At 65.8% G+C, this 18,925-nt stretch carries 25 protein-coding genes; 12 read left to right on the forward strand and 13 right to left on the reverse strand.

Annotated features, from left to right (window positions below; translation table 11 throughout):
* Nucleotide 1 precedes the first annotated feature (1 nt).
* From DXY33_RS12615 to purE, 3 genes are all read right to left on the reverse strand, one after another.
* Complete coding sequence (locus DXY33_RS12615; RefSeq protein WP_244275784.1) at nt 2-313, reverse strand: hypothetical protein; 312 nt, start codon at nt 311-313, stop codon at nt 2-4.
* A 15-nt stretch (nt 314-328) separates the two neighbouring features.
* Nucleotides 329-499, reverse strand: a complete 171-nt coding sequence (locus tag DXY33_RS12620; RefSeq protein WP_244275786.1) for a hypothetical protein — start codon at nt 497-499, stop codon at nt 329-331.
* 128 nt (nt 500-627) lie between these two features.
* Entirely contained in the window at nt 628-1,182 is a 555-nt protein-coding gene (gene purE, locus DXY33_RS00260; RefSeq protein ID WP_115131258.1) for a 5-(carboxyamino)imidazole ribonucleotide mutase, read from the reverse strand.
* 11 nt (nt 1,183-1,193) lie between these two features.
* Between purE and DXY33_RS00265 the strand changes: the two genes are divergently transcribed.
* Both DXY33_RS00265 and bchM read left to right on the forward strand, forming a co-directional pair.
* Nucleotides 1,194-2,378, forward strand: coding sequence for an N-acetylglucosamine-6-phosphate deacetylase (locus tag DXY33_RS00265; protein WP_115131259.1), 1,185 nt, complete (start codon nt 1,194-1,196; stop codon nt 2,376-2,378).
* 27 nt (nt 2,379-2,405) lie between these two features.
* The gene (gene bchM, locus DXY33_RS00270) at nt 2,406-3,119 is read left to right on the forward strand and encodes a magnesium protoporphyrin IX methyltransferase (RefSeq protein WP_115131260.1); all 714 of its coding nucleotides are present in this window, start codon (nt 2,406-2,408) and stop codon (nt 3,117-3,119) included.
* On the opposite strand, the gene DXY33_RS00275 is transcribed toward bchM, so the two are convergent.
* Genes DXY33_RS00275 through DXY33_RS00285 form a run of 3 tightly spaced genes read right to left on the reverse strand, consistent with a single transcriptional unit; the run spans nt 3,083 to nt 5,328 of the window.
* Complete coding sequence (locus DXY33_RS00275) at nt 3,083-4,042, reverse strand: RNA pseudouridine synthase (protein ID WP_115131261.1); 960 nt, start codon at nt 4,040-4,042, stop codon at nt 3,083-3,085. The two genes, bchM and DXY33_RS00275, sit on opposite strands and share 37 nt — an antisense overlap.
* Nucleotides 4,039-4,776: a response regulator transcription factor gene (locus tag DXY33_RS00280; protein ID WP_115009911.1), complete on the reverse strand. Its 738-nt coding sequence runs from the start codon at nt 4,774-4,776 to the stop codon at nt 4,039-4,041. Before DXY33_RS00280 ends, DXY33_RS00275 begins: the two co-directional genes overlap by 4 nt.
* A gap of 39 nt (nt 4,777-4,815) precedes the next feature.
* Complete coding sequence (locus tag DXY33_RS00285) at nt 4,816-5,328, reverse strand: hypothetical protein (RefSeq protein WP_170950883.1); 513 nt, start codon at nt 5,326-5,328, stop codon at nt 4,816-4,818.
* Nucleotides 5,329-5,354: 26 nt separating this feature from the next.
* On the opposite strand from DXY33_RS00285, the gene DXY33_RS00290 reads away from it, so the two are divergent.
* Entirely contained in the window at nt 5,355-6,527 is a 1,173-nt protein-coding gene (locus DXY33_RS00290; RefSeq protein ID WP_115131263.1) for a cysteine desulfurase family protein, read from the forward strand.
* Here the strand turns inward: DXY33_RS00290 and rsmH are convergent.
* A complete protein-coding gene (rsmH, locus tag DXY33_RS00295) occupies nt 6,524-7,408 on the reverse strand; it encodes a 16S rRNA (cytosine(1402)-N(4))-methyltransferase RsmH (protein WP_115131264.1) in 885 nt (294 codons plus the stop codon). The two genes, DXY33_RS00290 and rsmH, sit on opposite strands and share 4 nt — an antisense overlap.
* Before the next feature lie 54 nt (nt 7,409-7,462).
* Between rsmH and DXY33_RS00300 the strand changes: the two genes are divergently transcribed.
* Entirely contained in the window at nt 7,463-8,647 is a 1,185-nt protein-coding gene (locus DXY33_RS00300) for an NAD(P)H-quinone oxidoreductase subunit H (RefSeq protein WP_115009907.1), read from the forward strand.
* 24 nt (nt 8,648-8,671) lie between these two features.
* Nucleotides 8,672-9,034 (forward strand): DUF2752 domain-containing protein, encoded by a 363-nt coding sequence (locus DXY33_RS00305; RefSeq protein ID WP_115131265.1) that lies wholly within the window; start codon nt 8,672-8,674, stop codon nt 9,032-9,034.
* 4 nt (nt 9,035-9,038) lie between these two features.
* Here DXY33_RS00305 and DXY33_RS00310 read toward each other — a convergent pair whose 3' ends face one another.
* Nucleotides 9,039-9,716: a hypothetical protein gene (locus tag DXY33_RS00310; protein WP_115131266.1), complete on the reverse strand. Its 678-nt coding sequence runs from the start codon at nt 9,714-9,716 to the stop codon at nt 9,039-9,041.
* A 59-nt stretch (nt 9,717-9,775) separates the two neighbouring features.
* Here DXY33_RS00310 and DXY33_RS00315 point away from each other — a divergent pair, with 59 nt between their 5' ends.
* Nucleotides 9,776-10,225: a thioesterase family protein gene (locus tag DXY33_RS00315; RefSeq protein WP_115131267.1), complete on the forward strand. Its 450-nt coding sequence runs from the start codon at nt 9,776-9,778 to the stop codon at nt 10,223-10,225.
* On the opposite strand, the gene DXY33_RS00320 is transcribed toward DXY33_RS00315, so the two are convergent.
* The 3 genes from DXY33_RS00320 to menA are packed head-to-tail and all read right to left on the reverse strand — an operon-like array spanning nt 10,196 to nt 13,268.
* Nucleotides 10,196-11,362 carry an AMP-binding protein gene (locus tag DXY33_RS00320; RefSeq protein ID WP_115131268.1) on the reverse strand — a complete coding sequence of 389 codons (1,167 nt, stop codon included), beginning with the start codon at nt 11,360-11,362 and terminating at the stop codon, nt 10,196-10,198. The two genes, DXY33_RS00315 and DXY33_RS00320, sit on opposite strands and share 30 nt — an antisense overlap.
* Entirely contained in the window at nt 11,359-12,327 is a 969-nt protein-coding gene (menC, locus tag DXY33_RS00325) for an o-succinylbenzoate synthase (protein ID WP_115131269.1), read from the reverse strand. Before menC ends, DXY33_RS00320 begins: the two co-directional genes overlap by 4 nt.
* Nucleotides 12,324-13,268: a 2-carboxy-1,4-naphthoquinone phytyltransferase gene (gene menA, locus DXY33_RS00330; protein ID WP_115131270.1), complete on the reverse strand. Its 945-nt coding sequence runs from the start codon at nt 13,266-13,268 to the stop codon at nt 12,324-12,326. The genes menC and menA overlap by 4 nt, the downstream gene beginning before the upstream one ends.
* A gap of 70 nt (nt 13,269-13,338) precedes the next feature.
* On the opposite strand from menA, the gene DXY33_RS00335 reads away from it, so the two are divergent.
* Entirely contained in the window at nt 13,339-14,745 is a 1,407-nt protein-coding gene (locus DXY33_RS00335; RefSeq protein ID WP_115131271.1) for an isochorismate synthase MenF, read from the forward strand.
* Here the strand turns inward: DXY33_RS00335 and gshB are convergent.
* Both gshB and grxC read right to left on the reverse strand, forming a co-directional pair.
* Nucleotides 14,712-15,635, reverse strand: coding sequence for a glutathione synthase (gene gshB, locus DXY33_RS00340; protein WP_115131272.1), 924 nt, complete (start codon nt 15,633-15,635; stop codon nt 14,712-14,714). The genes DXY33_RS00335 and gshB overlap by 34 nt on opposite strands.
* Before the next feature lie 3 nt (nt 15,636-15,638).
* Nucleotides 15,639-15,896 carry a glutaredoxin 3 gene (gene grxC / locus DXY33_RS00345; RefSeq protein ID WP_115009898.1) on the reverse strand — a complete coding sequence of 86 codons (258 nt, stop codon included), beginning with the start codon at nt 15,894-15,896 and terminating at the stop codon, nt 15,639-15,641.
* A 77-nt stretch (nt 15,897-15,973) separates the two neighbouring features.
* Between grxC and prfB the strand changes: the two genes are divergently transcribed.
* The 5 genes from prfB (at nt 15,974) to DXY33_RS00370 (ending at nt 18,912) form a co-directional block, all read left to right on the forward strand.
* A protein-coding gene (gene prfB, locus DXY33_RS00350) for a peptide chain release factor 2 (RefSeq protein WP_115131273.1) occupies nt 15,974-17,102 on the forward strand; the annotation gives its coding sequence in 2 pieces (ribosomal slippage) (nt 15,974-16,048 and nt 16,050-17,102; 1,128 coding nt in all).
* Between the two features lie 4 nt (nt 17,103-17,106).
* Nucleotides 17,107-17,271 carry a DUF3285 domain-containing protein gene (locus DXY33_RS00355; protein ID WP_115131274.1) on the forward strand — a complete coding sequence of 55 codons (165 nt, stop codon included), beginning with the start codon at nt 17,107-17,109 and terminating at the stop codon, nt 17,269-17,271.
* A gap of 2 nt (nt 17,272-17,273) precedes the next feature.
* On the forward strand, nt 17,274-17,792 hold the full coding sequence (gene ybeY, locus DXY33_RS00360; RefSeq protein ID WP_115131275.1) for an rRNA maturation RNase YbeY: 519 nt from the start codon (nt 17,274-17,276) through the stop codon (nt 17,790-17,792).
* 104 nt (nt 17,793-17,896) lie between these two features.
* A complete protein-coding gene (locus DXY33_RS00365) occupies nt 17,897-18,304 on the forward strand; it encodes a diacylglycerol kinase family protein (protein WP_244272960.1) in 408 nt (135 codons plus the stop codon).
* Between the two features lie 14 nt (nt 18,305-18,318).
* Nucleotides 18,319-18,912, forward strand: coding sequence for an aminodeoxychorismate/anthranilate synthase component II (locus DXY33_RS00370; RefSeq protein ID WP_115131277.1), 594 nt, complete (start codon nt 18,319-18,321; stop codon nt 18,910-18,912).
* Nucleotides 18,913-18,925: the final 13 nt, after the last annotated feature.

Raw genomic sequence — 18,925 nt, forward strand, 5'->3', positions numbered from 1 at the left:
ATCAGTGCTGCTCAAGGGCGGCCGGCTTGGAGGCGGAACTGACGTAATGGCACCAAAAACTGAGCCAGGCGGCAATCCCAAGGAACTTGAATCCCTCCTCAAAGATCTGCACCGTCTCATAGGAATTCGGCCACAGCCCCTGGAGGGCATCGGTCAGAACCGACAGGCCCAACAACACCACGGACACCAGAAAGGTGTCGCCACCGAATCGCCGCAGGGGACCACGGAAGCGGAACAACAGCAACCCGGTGAAGAAGGCGTAGGTGATGTAAAGGAACGCCTCACCGAGGTAGCGGTCATGCACCAGAAACATGTAGTCGAGGCAGAGCTAAAGCGAGAAACCACACCCACAGAAGGCGAATTGACGGTTCAGAACGGAGCCTTGGATCTGCCGGGTGGACGCCGCAAACAAGGCAATGGCCGCCGCCGCCATCCAGAGCAGGTAGCCCACGCTGGAAAGGCAACCTTCCCCGAGAGGGGCCTTGCAGGACTGGGCCAAGTCCCTCAGCACCAGCTTGGCGCTGATGCCCTCAGCTCCGCTCCAGACCAGGGCAATCGCTTAGACGATGGCCGCCGGCACCACCGCCCAAAGCAGCGTGGATCGCAGGGTGGAACGAACGGGAACACTCATGAAGTCATCTGGGAGAGGTAATCCGTGCTGCCCAGATCAACCAGGCGCGCATCCTTGGCGACCACAGCATCGTGGAGGCTGCTGCGGTAATCCTCAAGTTTCCGGGCCAAGTCAGCGTCGGCCACCGAAAGGATCTGCGCCGCCAGCAAACCGGCATTGAGGCCCCCACCGATAGCGACGGTAGCCACAGGAATCCCCCCCGGCATCTGCACGATCGAGTGGAGGGAATCAACCCCGGACAGGGCCCGGCTTTTCACCGGAACGCCGATCACAGGCAGCGTGGTGAGGGCGGCCACCATGCCGGGGAGATGGGCCGCCCCGCCGGCGCCGGCGACGATCACCCCAAACCCCTGACTCCGGGCCGATTGAGCGAAGTTCACCATCTCCACGGGGGTGCGATGGGCCGAGAGCACCCGAACCTCCACCTCCACCCCCAACTCGCGCAGGATGGCGGCGGCGGGTTCCATGGTGGGCAGGTCAGAGTCACTGCCCATCACAACGGCAACACGGGGAAGCACTGGCGGCACAACGCAGAGTGGCAAGACTGCCATCGTCTCCCCCCATGGCTGCAGAAGCCAGTGTTGCGTTGATGCACCGGATCACCAACGTTCGACTTCCGGGTCCCCTGCCTGGGGACGGAGACCAGCGCTACGCGATCGACCTGGACGAGCAGAGTCGGATCTGCCGCATCGAGGCACAACACGAGGCGCAACAAGAGACTCAAGAAACCGATAAGAACTGGAACGGCGACTGGCTCAGCCCCCGGGGTGTGGACCTGCAGATCAACGGCGGGCTGGGGCTGGCCTTCCCGGAGCTGAACGAGAGCGATCTGCCCCGGCTGGAGCAACTCCTCGAGCTGCTGTGGCGCGATGGGGTCGAAGCCATCGCCCCGACCCTGGTGACCTGTGGCATCGCGCCGCTGCGCCAGGCCCTGGCCGTGCTGCGGCAGGCACGGGGCCTGCACCGACCAGGCCGTTGCCGGCTGCTGGGGGCCCATCTGGAAGGCCCCTTTCTGGCCGAAGCCCGCCGCGGCGCCCATCCCCGTGAACACCTGGCCAGCCCCAGCCTGGAGGCTCTCGAGGAACGAATCGGTGGGTTCGAAACGGAGATTGCCCTGGTGACCCTGGCCCCCGAACTGGAGGGAGCCGCTGCGGTGATCGGGCGACTGCGGAAGCTGGGCATCAGCGTGGCCCTCGGCCACAGCGCCGCCACGGCCGAACAGGCCAGCACCGGTTTCGATCAGGGGGTGGCCATGCTCACCCACGCCTTCAATGCCATGCCGGGCTTGCACCACCGGGCACCGGGCCCTCTTGGGGAAGCCTGCAGGCGCGGAGGGGTGGCCCTGGGGCTGATCGCCGATGGCGTGCACGTGCACCCCACGATGGCGGTGCTGTTGCAACGGCTGGCACCGGAGCAGACGGTGCTGGTGAGCGATGCGCTGGCCCCCTACGGCCTGGCCGACGGGGAGCACCGCTGGGACGAGCGGGTGCTGCTGGTGGAGAACGGCACCTGCCGCCTCGATGACGGCACCCTGGCGGGGGTGACCCTGCCGCAACTGGAGGGGGTGAAACGGCTGGCCCGCTGGAGTGACGCCCCCGGTGATGCGATCTGGAGCGCCACGGTGGCGCCGCGGCGGGTGATCGGCGATGCAACGGGGTGCATGGATGCCCTGATGGGACGGCCACTGACACAACTGCTGCGCTGGCAGCTGAAGGAGGGTGAGCTGCACTGGGCCTGCGCTGCTTAGGATCCCGCCGACGCACACCCTTCCGCCATGGCCCCCGATCAGCTGCTGGAGCAGAAACAGGCCGAGAAAAAGGAAGTGAAGGGCTACTTCGAAACCACGGGTTTCGACCGCTGGAACCGCATCTACAGCGACAGCGATGACGTGAACAAGGTGCAGCGCAACATCCGCATCGGTCACCAGAAAACCGTGGATGAAGTGCTGGCCTGGATCAAGGAGAGCGGTGAACTCAGCCAGGCGAGCTTCTGCGACGCGGGCTGCGGTGTTGGCAGCCTGAGCCTGCCGCTGGCGGCGATGGGGGCCGGTTCCATCAGCGCCAGCGACATTTCCGAGGCCATGGCCCAGGAAGCCGAGCGCCGGGCCCGCGAAGCCGGTCTCGACATGGCCAAGCTGAACTTCTTCGCCAGCGACCTGGAAAGCCTGAGCGGCTCGTTCCACACGGTGTGCTGCCTGGATGTGTTCATTCACTACCCCCAGCAACCGGCCGAGGAGATGGTGAAGCACCTCTGCGGCCTCACCGAAGAGAGGCTGATCGTGAGCTTTGCCCCCTACACGCCACTGCTGGCGCTGTTGAAGGGCATCGGCCAGCTGTTCCCCGGACCCAGCAAAACCACCCGGGCCTACACCCTCAAGGAAGACGGCATCGTGAAGGCAGCGGAAGCCTGCGGCTTCAAGCTGGTGCGCCGCAGCCTGAACAAGGCCCCCTTTTACTTCTCGCGTTTGATCGAGTTCCGCAAGGCCTGATCTCCCTCACTTGGGGGATCCACCTGGAGGTTGATCTCCCTCAAGTGAGGGAGACCCGAAAGCCGCCAGGCATGCAGCCGATAGCCCCCATCACCAGGCGTTGCGGTGGCTGAAATCTCGCGATTCATCAGATAGAGCGGATCCCCTAGCAGCGGACTGCCCAGCTGAGCCAGATGAATGCGGATCTGATGCGGCCGGCCGGTGGTGATCGTCACCTGCAGTCGATCGCCCTCCGCCTTGCGCTCCAACAGCTCCAGCTCGGAGTGGGCTGAGAGGCGTTTGCGGATCGGCGCACCGTCGAACGGTTCCGGCCCCCAGATCCAGCCCAAGAGCGGATGCGGCCGTTCCACCACGTCACTGCTCAGCGTCAAACACTGCCCCAACTCCAACCCCGGCACCCGCTGGCTCCAGGCCTGATACACCTTGCGGCAACCGCCGTCAGGCCGGAACTGCTTCGACCAAAGGGCACGGGTCTGCGGCGTGCGGGCACACACCTGCAGGCCGGAGGTGAAGCGCCCCAGGCGGTGCACCGGCCGGGCCCCGGTGGGTTCGAGCAAGGCCATGAGCGTGTGGTGCAGGAAGCCACCACCGGGCATCACCGGCAAACCGGAAGGCTTGTTGATCACCAACAGGTCGCCGTCGTCGTGGATCGTCTCCCATTGATCGGGGATCGCCTGCTCCAACCAGGGCGGACGCCGCCAACAGAGGGTCTCACCGCCCTGCAAGGCTCGATCAATGGCCAGCAGCGCTCCGTTCCAATCCAGCTCACCAGCGGCGATCCGCTGCTGCCACAACACAGCATCAGAGTGGCGGTAGCGATCCGCCAGCCATTCGCTCACCAAGATGCCGGCAGCGGACCGCGGCACCCGGTCGCGGTAGGTCCAACCGTTGTTGAACGCCGCCTCGCGCCAACCAGCCTTCAAGTCACCAGACGGTGCTCCAGGGCATAGCGCACCAATTCCGTGCGGCTGGAGGTACCCGTCTTATTGAACAACCGGCTCACATACTTCTCCACGTTGCGGATCGACGTCTCCAGTTGCCGGGCAATCTCCTTGTTCATCAATCCTTCCGCCACCAGCTGCAGCACACTCGCCTCCCGCGGCGTGAAGCTGTGCACCACCGGCTCGGTGGAGGGCAACGCTTCGGCCTGGGCCAGCAGCGAACGGATCTCGGTGATCTGCTTGGCCATCTGGCCCATATCGGTATCCGCAAAGCGCGCTGCCTCCTGCAGCAGCCGTTGCTGGCGCTGGGCCACGTTGCGCACCCGCGCCACCAGCTCATCGGGATCGAACGGCTTGGGGATGTAGTCATCCACCCCGGCCAGATAGCCCTGGGTGCGGTCCGCCGTCATGCCCTTCGCGGTGAGGAAAATCACCGGGGTGCCGCCAAGCCGTTCATCGGCGCGCAACTTCTGCAGCAGGCCATAGCCATCGAGCCGCGGCATCATCACGTCGCTGATCACCACATCCGGCAGCATCTGCTGGGCCTTGGCGAAGCCTTCCTCCCCGTCCACCGCGGTGGTCACCTCAAAGCCTTCGTCTTCCAGATAGGCCTGCACCGCCGTGCGCAGACCGGGCTCGTCGTCCACCAGCAACAGACGCGGGGCGGGCGCCGCGGCCTCTACGGATTCAGCGGTGGGGGTGGGCGCGTCGCTCATGGCTGGAATCGCTCTGGCCGCAATGTATGGAGAGCACGCTCAACGGGCCAGTGCGGGTAACTGCTCCTGCTGTTCGGGAATCAGGGTGGAAAAGCCCAGATCCAGGGCCTTCTGACGCAACGTGGCAGGGTCGGTTCCCGCCACCTCCGGCACGCAGGCTGCCCACCACACGAGGTGATCCTCCCGATTCACGTCCGTGATCGGACCGCCGGGGTTGAGGGTGCGCACGTAAACCGTCGACGGCGTGCGTTTCACCCGCAAGGGCTTCTCTGGGGAGCAATTGACGCTCTCCACGTAGACGTTGAGATCCGACGCCGACTCCTCCCACAGGCTGTAGCTGCGGGTGTCGGGATTGGACGAGGCTGGTTTCACTGCATAGATGCCGATCGACAGGGTGCCGACGGGGGCAGGGCGTTCGATCAGCACCTTGAGATCGGCTGGCCGCGATTGCCGCATCTGCTCCAGCACCTGCTCACGATCGAAGCCACTGGCAGGTTGCAGGCACACCAGCCCGCCCAGGCCCAGCAGAGCCATTGGCAATCGCAGACCCATGCCAGTGCCGTTCGCAATGCAGCACCATGATCGCAACATCTGCCTGCATCGTCCTGAGCGGCTCGGCTCTCGCCTTTGATTTCCAGGCCACCACCCCCTGTGCGGCTGAGGTGGTGGAGGCGATGGCGCCGTTCTGGAGTGAGGACTGGGGCAATCCCTCCAGCCGCCAGCATCGGCTCGGCCTCAGCGCCTCTGCCGCGGTGAACGTGGCGCGGCGCCAGCTTTCGGAAGCGGTGGGAGTGAGCCCGGAACGACTGGTGTTCACCAGCGGTGCCACGGAAGCCAACAACCTGGCGCTGCTGGGCCATGCCCGCGCCCTGGGGAGCGGCCATCTGATCAGCGTGGCCACCGAACACCACGCCGTGCTGGATCCACTCCAGCAACTGCAACGGGAAGGCTTCAGCGTCACCCTGCTGACCCCAGGCCCCGATGGACTGATCAGCCCTGAGCAGCTGGAGGCGGCGATCACCCCCGAAACGCGGCTGGTGAGCGTGATGGCGGCCAACAACGAAATCGGCGTGCTCCAGCCGCTCGAGCAACTGGGAACGATTTGCCGCCGCCATTGCATCACCCTGCACAGCGATGGAGCCCAGGCCTTCGGGACGCTGCCGCTGAACCCTGATGCCCTGGGGGTTGACCTGCTCAGCCTCAGTGCCCACAAGCTCTATGGGCCCAAGGGTATTGGCGCCCTGGTGCTGCGGGAGGACATCGCCATCGAACCGCTGCAGTGGGGGGGCGGCCAGGAAGCCGGGCTCCGGGCCGGCACGCTGCCCACCGCCTTGATCGTGGGCTTTGCCGCCGCCGCCCGCCTTGCGCTGCAGGAACAGGATCAGCGCAACAGCCATCTTCAGCACCTGCGCGATCAGCTGTGGGAGGGCCTGCAGCAGCGCCTCCCCGGCGTGCTGCTCAATGGGGCCCTGCAGCCGCGCCTGCCCCACAACCTCAACATCAGCCTTCCCGGAGTGAACGGCAGCCGCCTGCACCGGGCCCTGCGCCCGCACCTGGCCTGCAGCAGTGGCTCCGCCTGCAGCAACGGCGCGCCGTCCCACGTGCTCCAGGCGATCGGTCGCTCGCGGGCTGAAGCCGAAGCCTCCCTGCGACTCAGCCTGGGGCGTGAGACCACAACCGACGACGTGGATCAGGCCATCACAGCGATCACCGACGCCGCAGCTGCCGCCGGGTTCCTCAGCGGTCGCTAAGCAGGGGCCACACGCTGGGCCACACGCCATTTGGCACTGCGGCTGCGGGGGTTGGCCTCCTCCTCCTGCTCGGTGGCCACCACCGGCTTGCGGGTGATCCGTTGCAAGCGCTCATCGCGCAGGAAGGCGGTCTTGACGCGGCGGTCTTCCAGGGAATGGAAGCTGATGATTCCCAGAAGCCCCTCAGGCTCGAGCCAGTCGGGAGCTTGCTGCAGCAGGCGATCGAGCACCCCCAGCTCATCGTTCACCGCAATCCGCAGGGCCTGGAAGGTGCGGGTGGCGGGATGAATCCGTCCCCGCCGCGCCTTGGGGGGATAACAACCGGCCACGGCGTAGGCCAAGGCCGCGGTGCCCTCATAGGAGCCCTTGTCCTTGAGGTCCGCTTTGATCCGCCGGGCGATACGACGGGAGAGCCGCTCCTCGCCATAGCCATAGATCAGATCCGCAAGCTCGTTCTCCTCCAAGCGATCAATCAGCTCAGCCGCGGTCTCCCCCTCGCCGCCGGCATTCATCCGCATGTCCAAGGGACCATCCAGGCGAAAACTGAAGCCCCGCTCCGCCACATCCAGCTGCGGGCTGCTCACCCCCAGATCCGCCAGCACCATCACGGCGGGCTCGGGCGGCACATAGTCGGCGAAGTTGGTGGCCACGATCGAGACGCGATCACCGAAGGGGGCCAGACGCTCCGCCGCCGCGGCCCGGGCCGTGGCGTCCTGGTCCAGTCCGATCAGGCACAGGCCGGGATGCTGTTCCAGCAACAGGGCGCTGTGGCCGCCGCCCCCAAGGGTGGCGTCGATCAACAGGCCATCCGGACGGGGGATCTGCCGGGCCGCATCCAGCACCGCATCGGCCAGCACGGGCACATGGCTGAAGGGGGGCACAAGCCACAGGCGAAGACTCCTTAAGATCTACTCATCGATCGGACCACCGCTCCCATGACGCAGCTGGAAACGCGCACGGAGCCCATGGTGGTGAACTTCGGGCCCCACCACCCCTCCATGCACGGGGTGTTGCGGCTTGTGGTCACCCTCGATGGTGAGGACGTGGTCGACTGCGAACCGGTGATCGGTTACCTCCATCGCGGCATGGAGAAGATCGCCGAGAACCGCACGAACGTGATGTTCGTGCCCTATGTGAGCCGCATGGATTATGCGGCGGGGATGTTCTACGAGGCGATCGTGGTGAACGCCCCGGAAAAACTGGCGAACATCCCGGTGCCCAAGCGGGCGAGCTACATCCGGGTGCTGATGCTGGAACTCAACCGCATCGCCAACCACCTGCTTTGGCTTGGACCCTTCCTGGCGGACGTGGGAGCTCAGACGCCGTTCTTCTACATCTTCCGAGAGCGGGAGATGATCTACGACCTGTGGGAAGCCGCCACCGGCCAGCGGCTGATCAACAACAACTATTTCCGCATCGGCGGCGTTGCCGCAGATCTGCCCTGGGGCTGGCTGGAGAAATGCCGTGATTTCTGCGACTGGTTCGGCCCCAAGATCGACGAATACGAAAAGCTGATCACCAACAACCCGATTTTCCGGCGCCGGATAGAAGGGTTGGGAACAATCGAGAAGGAAGACGCCATCAACTGGAGCCTCTCCGGCCCGATGCTGCGCGCTTCCGGCGTGCCCTGGGATCTCCGCAAGGTGGATCACTACGAGTGCTACGACGACTTCGACTGGCAGGTGGCCTGGGAAAAAGAAGGCGACTGCTACGCCCGCTATCGCGTGCGCATCGAAGAAATGCGCCAGTCGCTCAAGATCCTTCGCCAGGCCTGCGATATGATCCCGGGCGGCCCCACCGAAAACCTCGAGGCCAAGCGCCTCAACGAAGGCAAGGGCAGCGACGCTGCAGGTTTCGACTTCCAGTACGTGGCCAAGAAGGTGGCACCCACCTTCAAGATCCCCAACGGCGAGCTCTACACCCGGCTGGAGTCAGGCAAGGGCGAGATCGGCGTGTTCATCCAGGGCAACAACGACGTCACCCCCTGGCGCTTCAAGATCCGCGCTGCCGACAGCAACAACCTGCAGATCCTTCCCCACATCCTCAAGGGACACAAGGTGGCCGACATCATGGCCATCCTCGGTTCCATCGACGTGATCATGGGATCGGTGGATCGCTGATCTCTGAACCGGTTTCTGCGGCGGTTGCAACGCGCGGGCTACCTGCTGCCCGCCACCCTCACTAGTGCGTTATTGCTCAAGGGGCTGCATCCAGGCCTTCCCGGCCTGGGCTGCCCGCTTCGCGCCCTCACCGGCGTGCCCTGCCCCACCTGCTTTCTGACCCGAGCAACAAGCGCAGCACTCACGGGTGATCTGGGCGGATCACTGCAATGGCATCTGTTTGGCCCAGTTGCCGCCCTGGGGCTGTTGTTCTGGAGTGTGCTGGCGCTCCAGCAACGGCGTCTCATCCCCAGAGGTCTGCCCCTCTGGCCCCTGCCGTTGGTGGCTGGAGGGTTGATCAGCTACTGGCTGCTGCGCCTGAGCACCAACAGCTGGCCCAGCGGCTGAGCGATCAGCGCAACAGTCCGCGCTGATAGGCGACGTTCTGAAGGAAGAAGCTGGCCATGGGAATCACCACAAAGCCCCCAAAACCGCAGGTCGCCAGGGCCAGCAGCCCCACAACGATGCCCGTCAACACCTCAAGCCCCACGAAGCTCAAGCCGTTTTCCGAGCGATAAACCACCTGAAACGCTTGAGAAAAGGCTTCACCGATGCCCGTGTCGGTGACAAAGATGCGATTCACGAACACCGGCGTCACCAACGCCACGGCAATCCCGGGAAGGATGCAAAGCAGAAAGCCGATGGTGGTGACCAGCGAAAAGAACAGCCCCGCTAGCACATAACGCCACCAACGGCCGGTGAGCAGCTGAGCGGCCGTTGAAATCGTCACCACCTCACCGCGCTCGTAGTAGAAGGCAGGAACGGCCACCAACAGCACCGACAACAGGCTGGCGAGGATGGAGAAAAGCAACTGAACCAATTGGGCGAGCACCGCTCCGAGCCCCGATGCCGCATCGCTGCTGCCGAGGATCGCCGACACGGCAACGATGATCAGTCCGTACGCCAGAACAGCCAGCAGCGACAGCACGATTGAGCCCACCCAGCTCACCAGCACCACAGGGATGTGCTGCAGAAAGGCCTGCCAGGCCTTCTGAATGGACGGAGGCTCGAAGGCAATCGGCGCGGCCATGGTTCGGGCGGAATTTCTGTCAGGGTGACAGTCGGCACCGGCTTGAACAACACATCGCCATGACCTCTGCCCCCTGGCTGGAGCTGAGCCGAACCGTGCGCTTCAGCGACACCGACGCCGCCGGCGTGATGCACTTTCAGCAGCTGCTGGGCTGGTGCCACCAGGCCTGGGAGGAAAGCCTGGAACGCTTTGGCCTGCCAGCGGGTTCAGTCTTCCCTGGCGGCCGCGGAGAGCAACCGAGCGTGGCCTTACCGATCGTGCACTGCCATGCCGATTTCCGCGCCCCGGTGCAGGTGGGCGACAAGCTGCTGATCCGCCTGGAACCGGAACGGCTCGATCCCAGCAGTTTTGCGGTGAACAGCCAGGTGCTGCTGGAGAAGCAGCTGGTTGCCAAAGGCTGCCTGCGTCATGTGGCCATCGACGTGCAAACCCGGCGCCGCTGTGCCCTGCCCGATGGCGTGGACCGTTGGCTGGAAGCATCAAGCCTCGGCCGCATCCAACCGCTTTAACCACTCCCGCCAGCGCTGGCGCTGCCATTTCCCCAGCGCCGAGGGGGCCAGGTGGGGGCACAACACCCAACGCCGTGGCGTCTCCGCCGGCGCCCAAGGCCGAGTGAGGGCCTCAAGCCGCTGCAGCACCGCAGGGTCAGAACTGCCCACCAGGGCCTCAAGCCGCTGCCCCCACTCCGGATCATCCACAGCAAGAAGCAGCACGGCACTCACCGGCAGCGATGCCGCCTGCAGCGCCGCCATCAAGCGCTGCTCCAGCTGCTCGGGGAACACGGTTTCCCCCCCGGAGTGAATGGCGCCATCGATGCGCCCGGCAATCTGGAGACCGGGGGTCAACGCGGCCTGATCCCCGGAGCGCCACCAGCCATCGCCATCCCTGAGCGGCACCCAACGCTCGGGTTGATCCGCCCGCCAACAGCCCAGCGCCAACCGATCAGTGCGCACCTCAAGCGCCCCATTAGCGGCCAGCCGCAGCTCCACATCCACCAGCGGGTCCCCACACCCGGGCTCGCCGGCCAGAAAGCGGTCCGGCGGGAGGGCCGCCACCATTGCCGCCGTCTCCGTCGACCCGTAGCAGGGCGACAGCGGCAGCTGCAAGGCCCGTGCCTGATCCGCCAACGGCGCCGGGAGAGCCGCACCACCGATCCAGATCAGCTGCAGCTGCTGCAGGAAGGCCACCCCATCGGGATGGGCCAGCAGACGTGCCAGCTGCGTGGGCACCAACGACAGCACGGCAGGATTCGTCTCCCAAGCGGGCAGGCCCTGACAGAACGCGAGCAAGTCAGTGGGTGTTTTCATCAACCCCGGCTCCAGTTTCTGATGCCCCGCGCCCCAGCAGCGGGCACGCCACCAGGGCATCAGACCACTCACATGGGCCAGCGGCAAAGGATTGAGCAGGAGGGTGGAGGCGGGGTCCAAACCGATCCCCGTCAACCAATGGGCGGTGGCGGCGGCCGAACGGTCCAGATGCAGCGAGGGCTGGGCGCAGCAACGGCTGCCGCCACTGCTGCCACCACTGCGCACCACCACCCCCGGGCCCGGAGGCAATTGAGCGATGGGGGCCGCGTCGGCATCAGGCGATAGGGGCATCCACTGCCCAGCCGCCAGCCCCTGCTCCAGCCGCTCGATCTCGCTCATGCCGCCGCGGCCCAGACCTGCTCTGGATCGTTGGAGAACATCGGCCCCGCTGGCGTCCAGCCGGGGGCCAGGCCCGGTGCTGCCGGCGTGGGGCCCTGGGCCTGAAGACCGGCCAGATGCTCCAGCCAGCGCCGACCGATGCCGGTTTCAAACGCCGTGCTCAGCATCCGTTGGGGCAGCCCCGCCTGCAGCTCCCGCAACAGCAGGCGGGGATCGCCCTCCAGCGCAGGCCGACGCACTTGCCAGCCACTCCAGCTGCTGCGCAGCTCGGGGTGCTGGTGGAGGGATTCATCGAGGGCCACCGGCCCCAGCGCTGCCAACTGATCCAGGCCGGCTTGATCCTCCACCGCCAGCGGCTGCTCCAACCAGTCCAAGCGAGAGTCATCGCGCAACCGCTGCATCCAGGCCTCAGCCGTGCTGCGATCCCAGCCGCCGTTGGCATCCAGACGCAGCCGGGCCGTAGACGGCAGCCGCTGGAGCAGCTGCTCGAGCAGCTGACGCTCCAGGCCATCCGGCGCCGTGGCCACCTTCCACTTGAAGGTGCAGCTCTCCAGGCCACCCATCGATGCCGCAGCAACCTCCAGGGCCGAAAGCATCGCCTCGCCAGCCGGCAGCAACAGCGCCGGGGCAGGAGCCTTCAGCCAGCCCTGGGGTGCAGCAGCGCCCACCACACCCTGTAGCTCCGCCAAGGCCGCCCCAAGGCCAAAACCCACCGGCCCCGGGACCTCCCGCAACACAGCCTCCAGCTGAGCCTGAGGAAGCTCGTCCGGCAGCGCTACGAGGGCCTGCTCGCAGGCCATGAACTGCTGCGGCTGCAGCGGAGCCACTTCGCCCCAACCCACGGCCCCCTGATCGTCATCCAGCCGCAGCAACCAGCCACAACGCTCCCGCAGCTCGCCGGCTGCGGTGCGCAGCGGCTGCAGCAGGGCAAAGCGGAAGCGGCGACGCTGCAGCCGGAGCGTCATCCGCCCGTCCAGACGCGCGCCAGAGCCAGGCCCGCACTCAGCCCCAGACCATTCCAGCCCTGGAAGCACAGGGCCAGAAACTTGCTGCCGCTGATCAGCTCCGGCCTGTCGTGGTGGCGCTGGAGCAGACGCATCAGCTGCACACCGGCAGGAAGGCCGAGACCGCTCAACAACACCGTCGGAGGCCAGTCCCCGTGCAGCACGGGCACCCACTCCAACGCCAGCGTCAAGGCCACAAACCAGGGCACCAAGGCTGCCGCCCGGGCCGTGCCCAGACGCACCACCGGCGAGCGTTTGCCATGGGCGGCGTCCTCCTCCACCTGATGGAAGTGGGAGCAGAACAACACCAGGGTGGTCGCCAGGGCAGGACCTGCCCCCAAAATCCAGGCCGTGCCCCAAGGGATCGATCCTGCCCCCCGGGGCTGCAGCACCACGAGGGCCGCTGCGGTAGCAAAGGGTCCAAAGGCCAGCCAGCACAGGGGCTCACCCAGGCCGCGGTAGCCCAGGCGGAACGGCGGGCCCTGATACACGTAACCCAGGCCGCAGCACACCAACACCAGGGCCAGCACGGACCCGCTGCTGTTCCAGGCCAAACCGGCCATCACCAGCAAGCCAAGCACCAGCGCAGCGGTCGCCCCCTGGGCGACACGGTCCCGGCGGCCGGTGAGGTTCACCACGGAATGGGGTTTACCGGTGGCATCCACACCCGTGGCCGCGTCAAAAACATCGTTGCTGAGGTTTTCCCAAAGCAACAGCAGGATGGCCGCCAGCACAAAGCCCCCCAACTGCAGCCAGCGCAGGGAGCCCGCCACCCCGAACTGCCATCCAGCCGCGAGCAGCACAGGCATCACGGCAACGGAATACATCGGCCACTTGATCGCTGCCTTCCACAAACGGCGCCGATCGGCGTAACGGGATGCGACAGCCTGCGGCTCAGACATGGACAGGACCCGTTCCCGCAGGACGAAGACCCATACATTTGAGCAGTAACCCTGGCCGGAAACGCCGCGGATGTCGGCTGATTGTTGTTTCAGCACCCTCCTCTCCGCTGCCCAGCGGGGATGGTTGGCCTGTGACGGCGATGAAGCGCTGCTCAGCCTGGCCCTGCCGATCGAAGGGATCGACCCGCTTCTGGCCTTGCCGCAGCTGGCGGAGCAGGAAAGCCTGCAGGTGCTGTGGGACAGCGCCCCGGGCCTCTGCCTGGCTGCCGCAGGGCCCTGCCAGGAACTGGAGCTGGCCGGCAGCCGTCGCTTTGAGCAGGCCCAGCGCTTCGCCGACCTCTGCCTGAGCCGGCTGCACGACACGGCAGCGGACAGCCCAGCCCATGCGCGACCTCGGGTGCTGCTGCGCTTCCGCTTCTTTGATCAGGTGAGTGAGCGCCGCCGCAGTGAAGCGGTGGTGCCATCGGTGCAGGCCGTGCTGCCCCGCTGGCAACTCAGCCGTCAGGGACGCCGCGGCTGGCTGCGGCTGAATGGGGTTGTTAGCAGTGCAGCGGACTGCCGCGAGCTGGCGGAACAACTTTGGCTCCAGCACGAACAGCTGCTCAAGACGCCAGCCACGCCAACCCCCCTCAAGCCCCAGGCGCTGGTGGCGGCAACGGAACCGGAAACCTGGCGGCAGCGCTACGCCGCAGCCCTGACCCGCGGCATTGATCTGGTCAACAGCGGTGACCTTCACAAACTCGTGCTGGCGGTGCGGCACCGCATTGTTCTGGCCGACACCTTCGACCCCTTGCCGCTGTTGAAGCGGCTGCGGCGGCAACAGGCCGGCAGCTGCCGCTTCCTCTGGCAGCGTCACACCGGTGATGCCTTCTTCGGTGCATCGCCGGAACGGCTGCTCAGCCTGCGCGCCGGTTGGCTGCGCAGCGATGCCCTGGCCGGCACGGCGGGGCAAGGGGATTCCGGGGCGCAGCTGCTGCGCTCCGACAAGGACCGCCGCGAACATGAATTGGTGGTGGAAACCATCACCGACCAACTACGCCGCAACGGCTTGACACCCCGGCGTCGCCGTCAGCCCCAACTGGCCCGCCACGGCAACCTCACCCACCTGCACACCCCGATCACGGCCGAAACCCAGGGTCAGCCCGTGCTGGCGTTGGCTGAACAGCTGCACCCCACCCCCGCCGTTGCCGGGTTGCCGCGCCGCGACGCAATGGCCTGGTTGCGCACCCTGGAACCCTTTGAACGGGGCAGTTACGCAGCGCCAATCGGTTGGATCGACAGTGCTGGAGATGCGGAACTGCGGGTGGCGATCCGCTGCGGTCATGCCCGCGGCCGCGAGCTGGACCTCACCGCCGGAGCCGGCCTGGTGCGGGGGTCCGTTGCCGAGCGCGAACTGCAGGAAGTGGGGCTGAAGCTGGCCGTGCTGGCGGACCAGCTGGAACTTCAGACCAGCGCGCGCAACCGCTCGATCGTCTGATCCGCCAGGGGCTGGTTCATCAGTCGCTCCACTTCCCGCACTCCGGTGGGGCTGGTGACGTTGATTTCGCTGAGCATGCCTCCGATCACATCGATGCCCACGAAGAACAACCCCTCCGCCCGCAGCGCCGGGGCCAGGGCCGCACAGATCTGACGCTCCCGCTCGGTGAGTTCCGTGGCCTCCGCCTGACCACCCACGGCCAGATTGCTGCGGAATTCTCCGGCTGACGGGCGACGGTTGATCGCCCCCAGGGGATCGCCGTCCACCAGCAGGATGCGCTTGTCACCCTCGCTCACGGACGGCAGAAAGGCCTGGGCCATCACCGGCAGGCGTTCCTGCTCCGTCACCAGCTCCAGCAGGGCCTTCAAGCCCGGCGACTGGCCGTTGACCCGAATTACCCCCAGGCCGGCGCGGCCCCCCAGGGGTTTGAGCACGATCTCCTGCTGCTCCTCGGCGAACAACAGCAGTTCAGACACCCGCCCCGCCACCAGCGTGGGGGCCATCCAACGGCTGAAGCGCAAGGCCCCCAGCTTTTCGTTCCAGCTGCGCAGCGCACTGGGGCGATTGAGCACCCGCACCCCAGCCCGCTCGGCAACCTCCAACAGATGGGTGGCGTACAGATACGCCTCATCCACCGGCGGGTCCTTGCGCATCCAGATCACATCAAACCCAGCCAGAGCCTGACGTTCCGCCACCCCAACAGTGATCCAGGGCTCCGGCGTCACCGGCAGGGCAATCGCGAGGGGTTCATCGCCCCGCGCAATCAGATCGGCAGGCGTGCAGGCCCAAACCTCATCGCCGGCGCGATGGGCGGCCTGCATCAGCGCAGCAGAGGAATCCTTGGCTGGATTGATCTGCCCCAGCGGATCCAGAACGAACAGCTGGCGCATCGATCAGGCCTTCAGCAGCGCATCGAGCTCACCGGCGCGATCCAGGGCATGGAGATCGTCACAGCCACCGATGTGGCGATCGTCGATGTACACCTGCGGAACGCTGCGGCGACCATCACCCCGCGCCGCCATGGCATCCCGAGCCGGCTCATCCCCATCCACGCTGTGTTCGGTGTAGCTCACCCCTTTGCGGTCCAGAAGCCCCTTGGCGCGGACGCAGAACGGGCAGGTTTGCCAGGTGTAGATCTCAACCTTGGCCATTGCGTTGGTGATGCCGGTGGTCGGATCCTATGCAGCTACTGCGCTGATAGCGTCAGAGGCTGATCAGGACAGAGTCCTTGCTGGATCTCACCGACTTCAAACGCGATCTCTCCGAGCTCACTGACCGCCTGGGCAATGCCCAGGACTGTCTTTGACGTTCCTGCACTGAACGCCAGGCAACAGGATCTCGAACAACTCGCGGCCCAGCCCGATTTCTGGGATGACCAGCAGAACGCCCAGAAGCAGATGCGGCGTCTGGATGAGGTGAAGGCCCAGCTGTCTCAACTGGCCGGATGGCGCGGTGCGGTCGATGACGCCCAGGCCACCCTTGAGCTCTACGAACTGGAGCCCGATGAGGACCTGCTCCAGGAAGCTCAGAACGGGCTAAACCAGTTGCGCCAGGGGCTGGACCGCTGGGAACTGGAGCGCCTGCTCAGTGGCGAATACGACAAGGAGGGAGCGGTTCTCAGCATCAATGCAGGCGCCGGGGGTACCGACGCCCAGGACTGGGCCCAGATGCTGCTGCGCATGTACACCCGCTGGGCGGAAGACCGCGGCATGAAGGTGACTGTGGACGAACTCTCCGAAGGTGAGGAGGCGGGGATCAAGAGCGCCACCATCGAAGTAGAGGGCCGCTACGCCTACGGCTACCTGCGCAACGAAAAGGGCACCCACCGCCTGGTGCGCATCTCGCCGTTCAACGCCAACGACAAGCGCCAGACCAGCTTTGCCGGCATCGAAGTGATGCCGAAGCTGGAGGAGGAAGTCGACATCGACATCCCCGAAAAGGACCTCGAAGTCACCACCTCACGCTCCGGTGGCGCCGGCGGCCAGAACGTGAACAAGGTGGAAACCGCCGTGCGGATTCTCCACATCCCCACCGGCCTGGCGGTGCGTTGCACCCAGGAACGCTCCCAGCTTCAGAACAAGGAAAAAGCGATGGCCCTGCTCAAGGCCAAGCTGCTGGTGATTGCCCAGGAACAACGGGCCGCCGAAATCGCCGACATCCGCGGAGACATCGTTGAAGCGGCCTGGGGCAACCAGATCCGCAACTACGTGTTTCACCCGTACCAAATGGTGAAAGACCTGCGCACCAATGAAGAAACCAACGATGTGCAAGCGGTGATGGATGGGGCCCTCGACCCGTTTATCGATGCCTGTTTACGCCAGGGTGTCGACAGCCCCGGCGCCGACGCCGATTCCTGATCCCATGGCCAGCGAGAGCACCCCACCGCCGAGCTTCGTCAAACAGGCCATGCGCAACATGGTGCGCAAGGGCAGCAAGAGCCTGTTCCACTTCGGCCTCACCGCCCTGGGATTCCTCAGCTTCATCACCCTTGTGGCTTGGCTGGGGCGACCGACCCTGCCGGGTTAGGCATGGAGCTCGACCTTGCACTGGATCGGCAGGGGGTAACGCTGCAACCCTCCGACAGCACCGATCTGCTCGATGAAACGGCCTGGCTCCAGCAGCTGAAGCACTGGCTCAACGGCATCTGCGGGGATGCAAGCCTCGACTGCCCAACCCTGGTGCGTGCAGCGAAAGAGCTGAGCCTGGGGCTGCGTTTCACCGATGACGCCAATATCGCGGATTTGAACAGCGCCTGGCGCCAGAAAACAGGCCCCACTGATGTGTTGTCGTTTGCCGCCCTCGACGACGCTGGCGACTGGATGGAAGGCCCCAGCATCGAACTGGGTGACATCGTCGTCTCCCTGGAGACCGCCCGGCGGCAGGCCCAGGAGCAGGGGCACAGCCTGCAGCGGGAATTGCGCTGGCTGGTGAGCCATGGCCTACTGCACCTGCTGGGCTGGGACCATCCCGATGACGACAGCCTGGCCGCAATGCTGGCCCTGCAGGAGAGGCTTCTTGGGGATGGGTGGCCTGGAGAACCCGGGTAATCTTCGAAAAGCGGGCGTGTGGCCTGCGGAGTCTGAGTTCCGTTCCGATGACCACTGAATCGCCCCGGACACCCTCCGCAGACGCAGCTTCAAAGGAGGTGGCCATGGTGCCCAACGCGATGCGACGACGGGGCAGCTGGCGCATCGCCGGTGATCTGCCCTCGAGTTTTCGCTACGCGGCCCAGGGCCTTGGCTACGCCTTCCTCACCCAGCGCAACTTCCGCATCCATGTGGTGACGGGGCTGGTGGTGTTTGGCCTGGCCACCTGGCTGCAACTGGATCTGATCCGCCTGGCCGTGTTGGTGCTTACGGTGGCTGCCGTTCTGGTGTTGGAGCTGCTGAACACAGCGATGGAAGCGGTGGTGGATCTGGCCATTGGCCGGCGCTATCACCCCTTGGCCCGCATCGCCAAAGACTGTGCCGCCGCCGCCGTGCTGACGGCCGCCATCAGCTCCTTGCTGATTGCTCTGTTTCTCCTGCTCCCGCCGCTCCTGCTCCGCCTGGGGCTCTGACTCCCGATTCGCAGATGCTGCTGGTCATCGACAACTACGACAGCTTCACCTTCAACCTGGTGCAGTACTTCGGTGAGCTCGCCGCTCAGCATCCGGTGGCAGCCGATCTGCAGGTGCATCGCAACGACGCCATCAGCCTCGAGCAGATCCGTGCCCTGAAGCCCGACGCGATCCTGCTCTCCCCAGGCCCGGGCGACCCGGATCAGTCGGGCGTCTGCCTCGACATCCTCAAAGAGCTTTCCGCAACGGTGCCCACACTGGGGGTGTGCCTGGGCCATCAGGCCATCGCCCAGGTGTACGGCGGCCGGGTGGTGCGCGCCCAGCAGCAGATGCACGGGAAAACCTCCCCCGTGCTGCACAAGGGCGACGGCGTGTTCGCGGGACTGCCCCAACCGCTGACGGCCACCCGCTACCACTCCCTGATCGCCGAACGCGACAGTCTTCCGGACTGCCTCGAGGTGACCGCCTGGCTCGAGGACGGCACGATCATGGGCCTGCGGCACCGCGACCATCACCACCTGCAGGGGGTGCAGTTCCACCCCGAGAGCGTGCTCACCGATCAAGGCCACCAACTGCTGGCCAATTTCCTGCGGGAAGCAGAGGGATAACGCTGTTAGCGTC

The organism is Synechococcus sp. N26 (assembly GCF_900473975.1).
In the GTDB taxonomy this organism is placed as follows: Bacteria; Cyanobacteriota; Cyanobacteriia; order PCC-6307; family Cyanobiaceae; genus Parasynechococcus.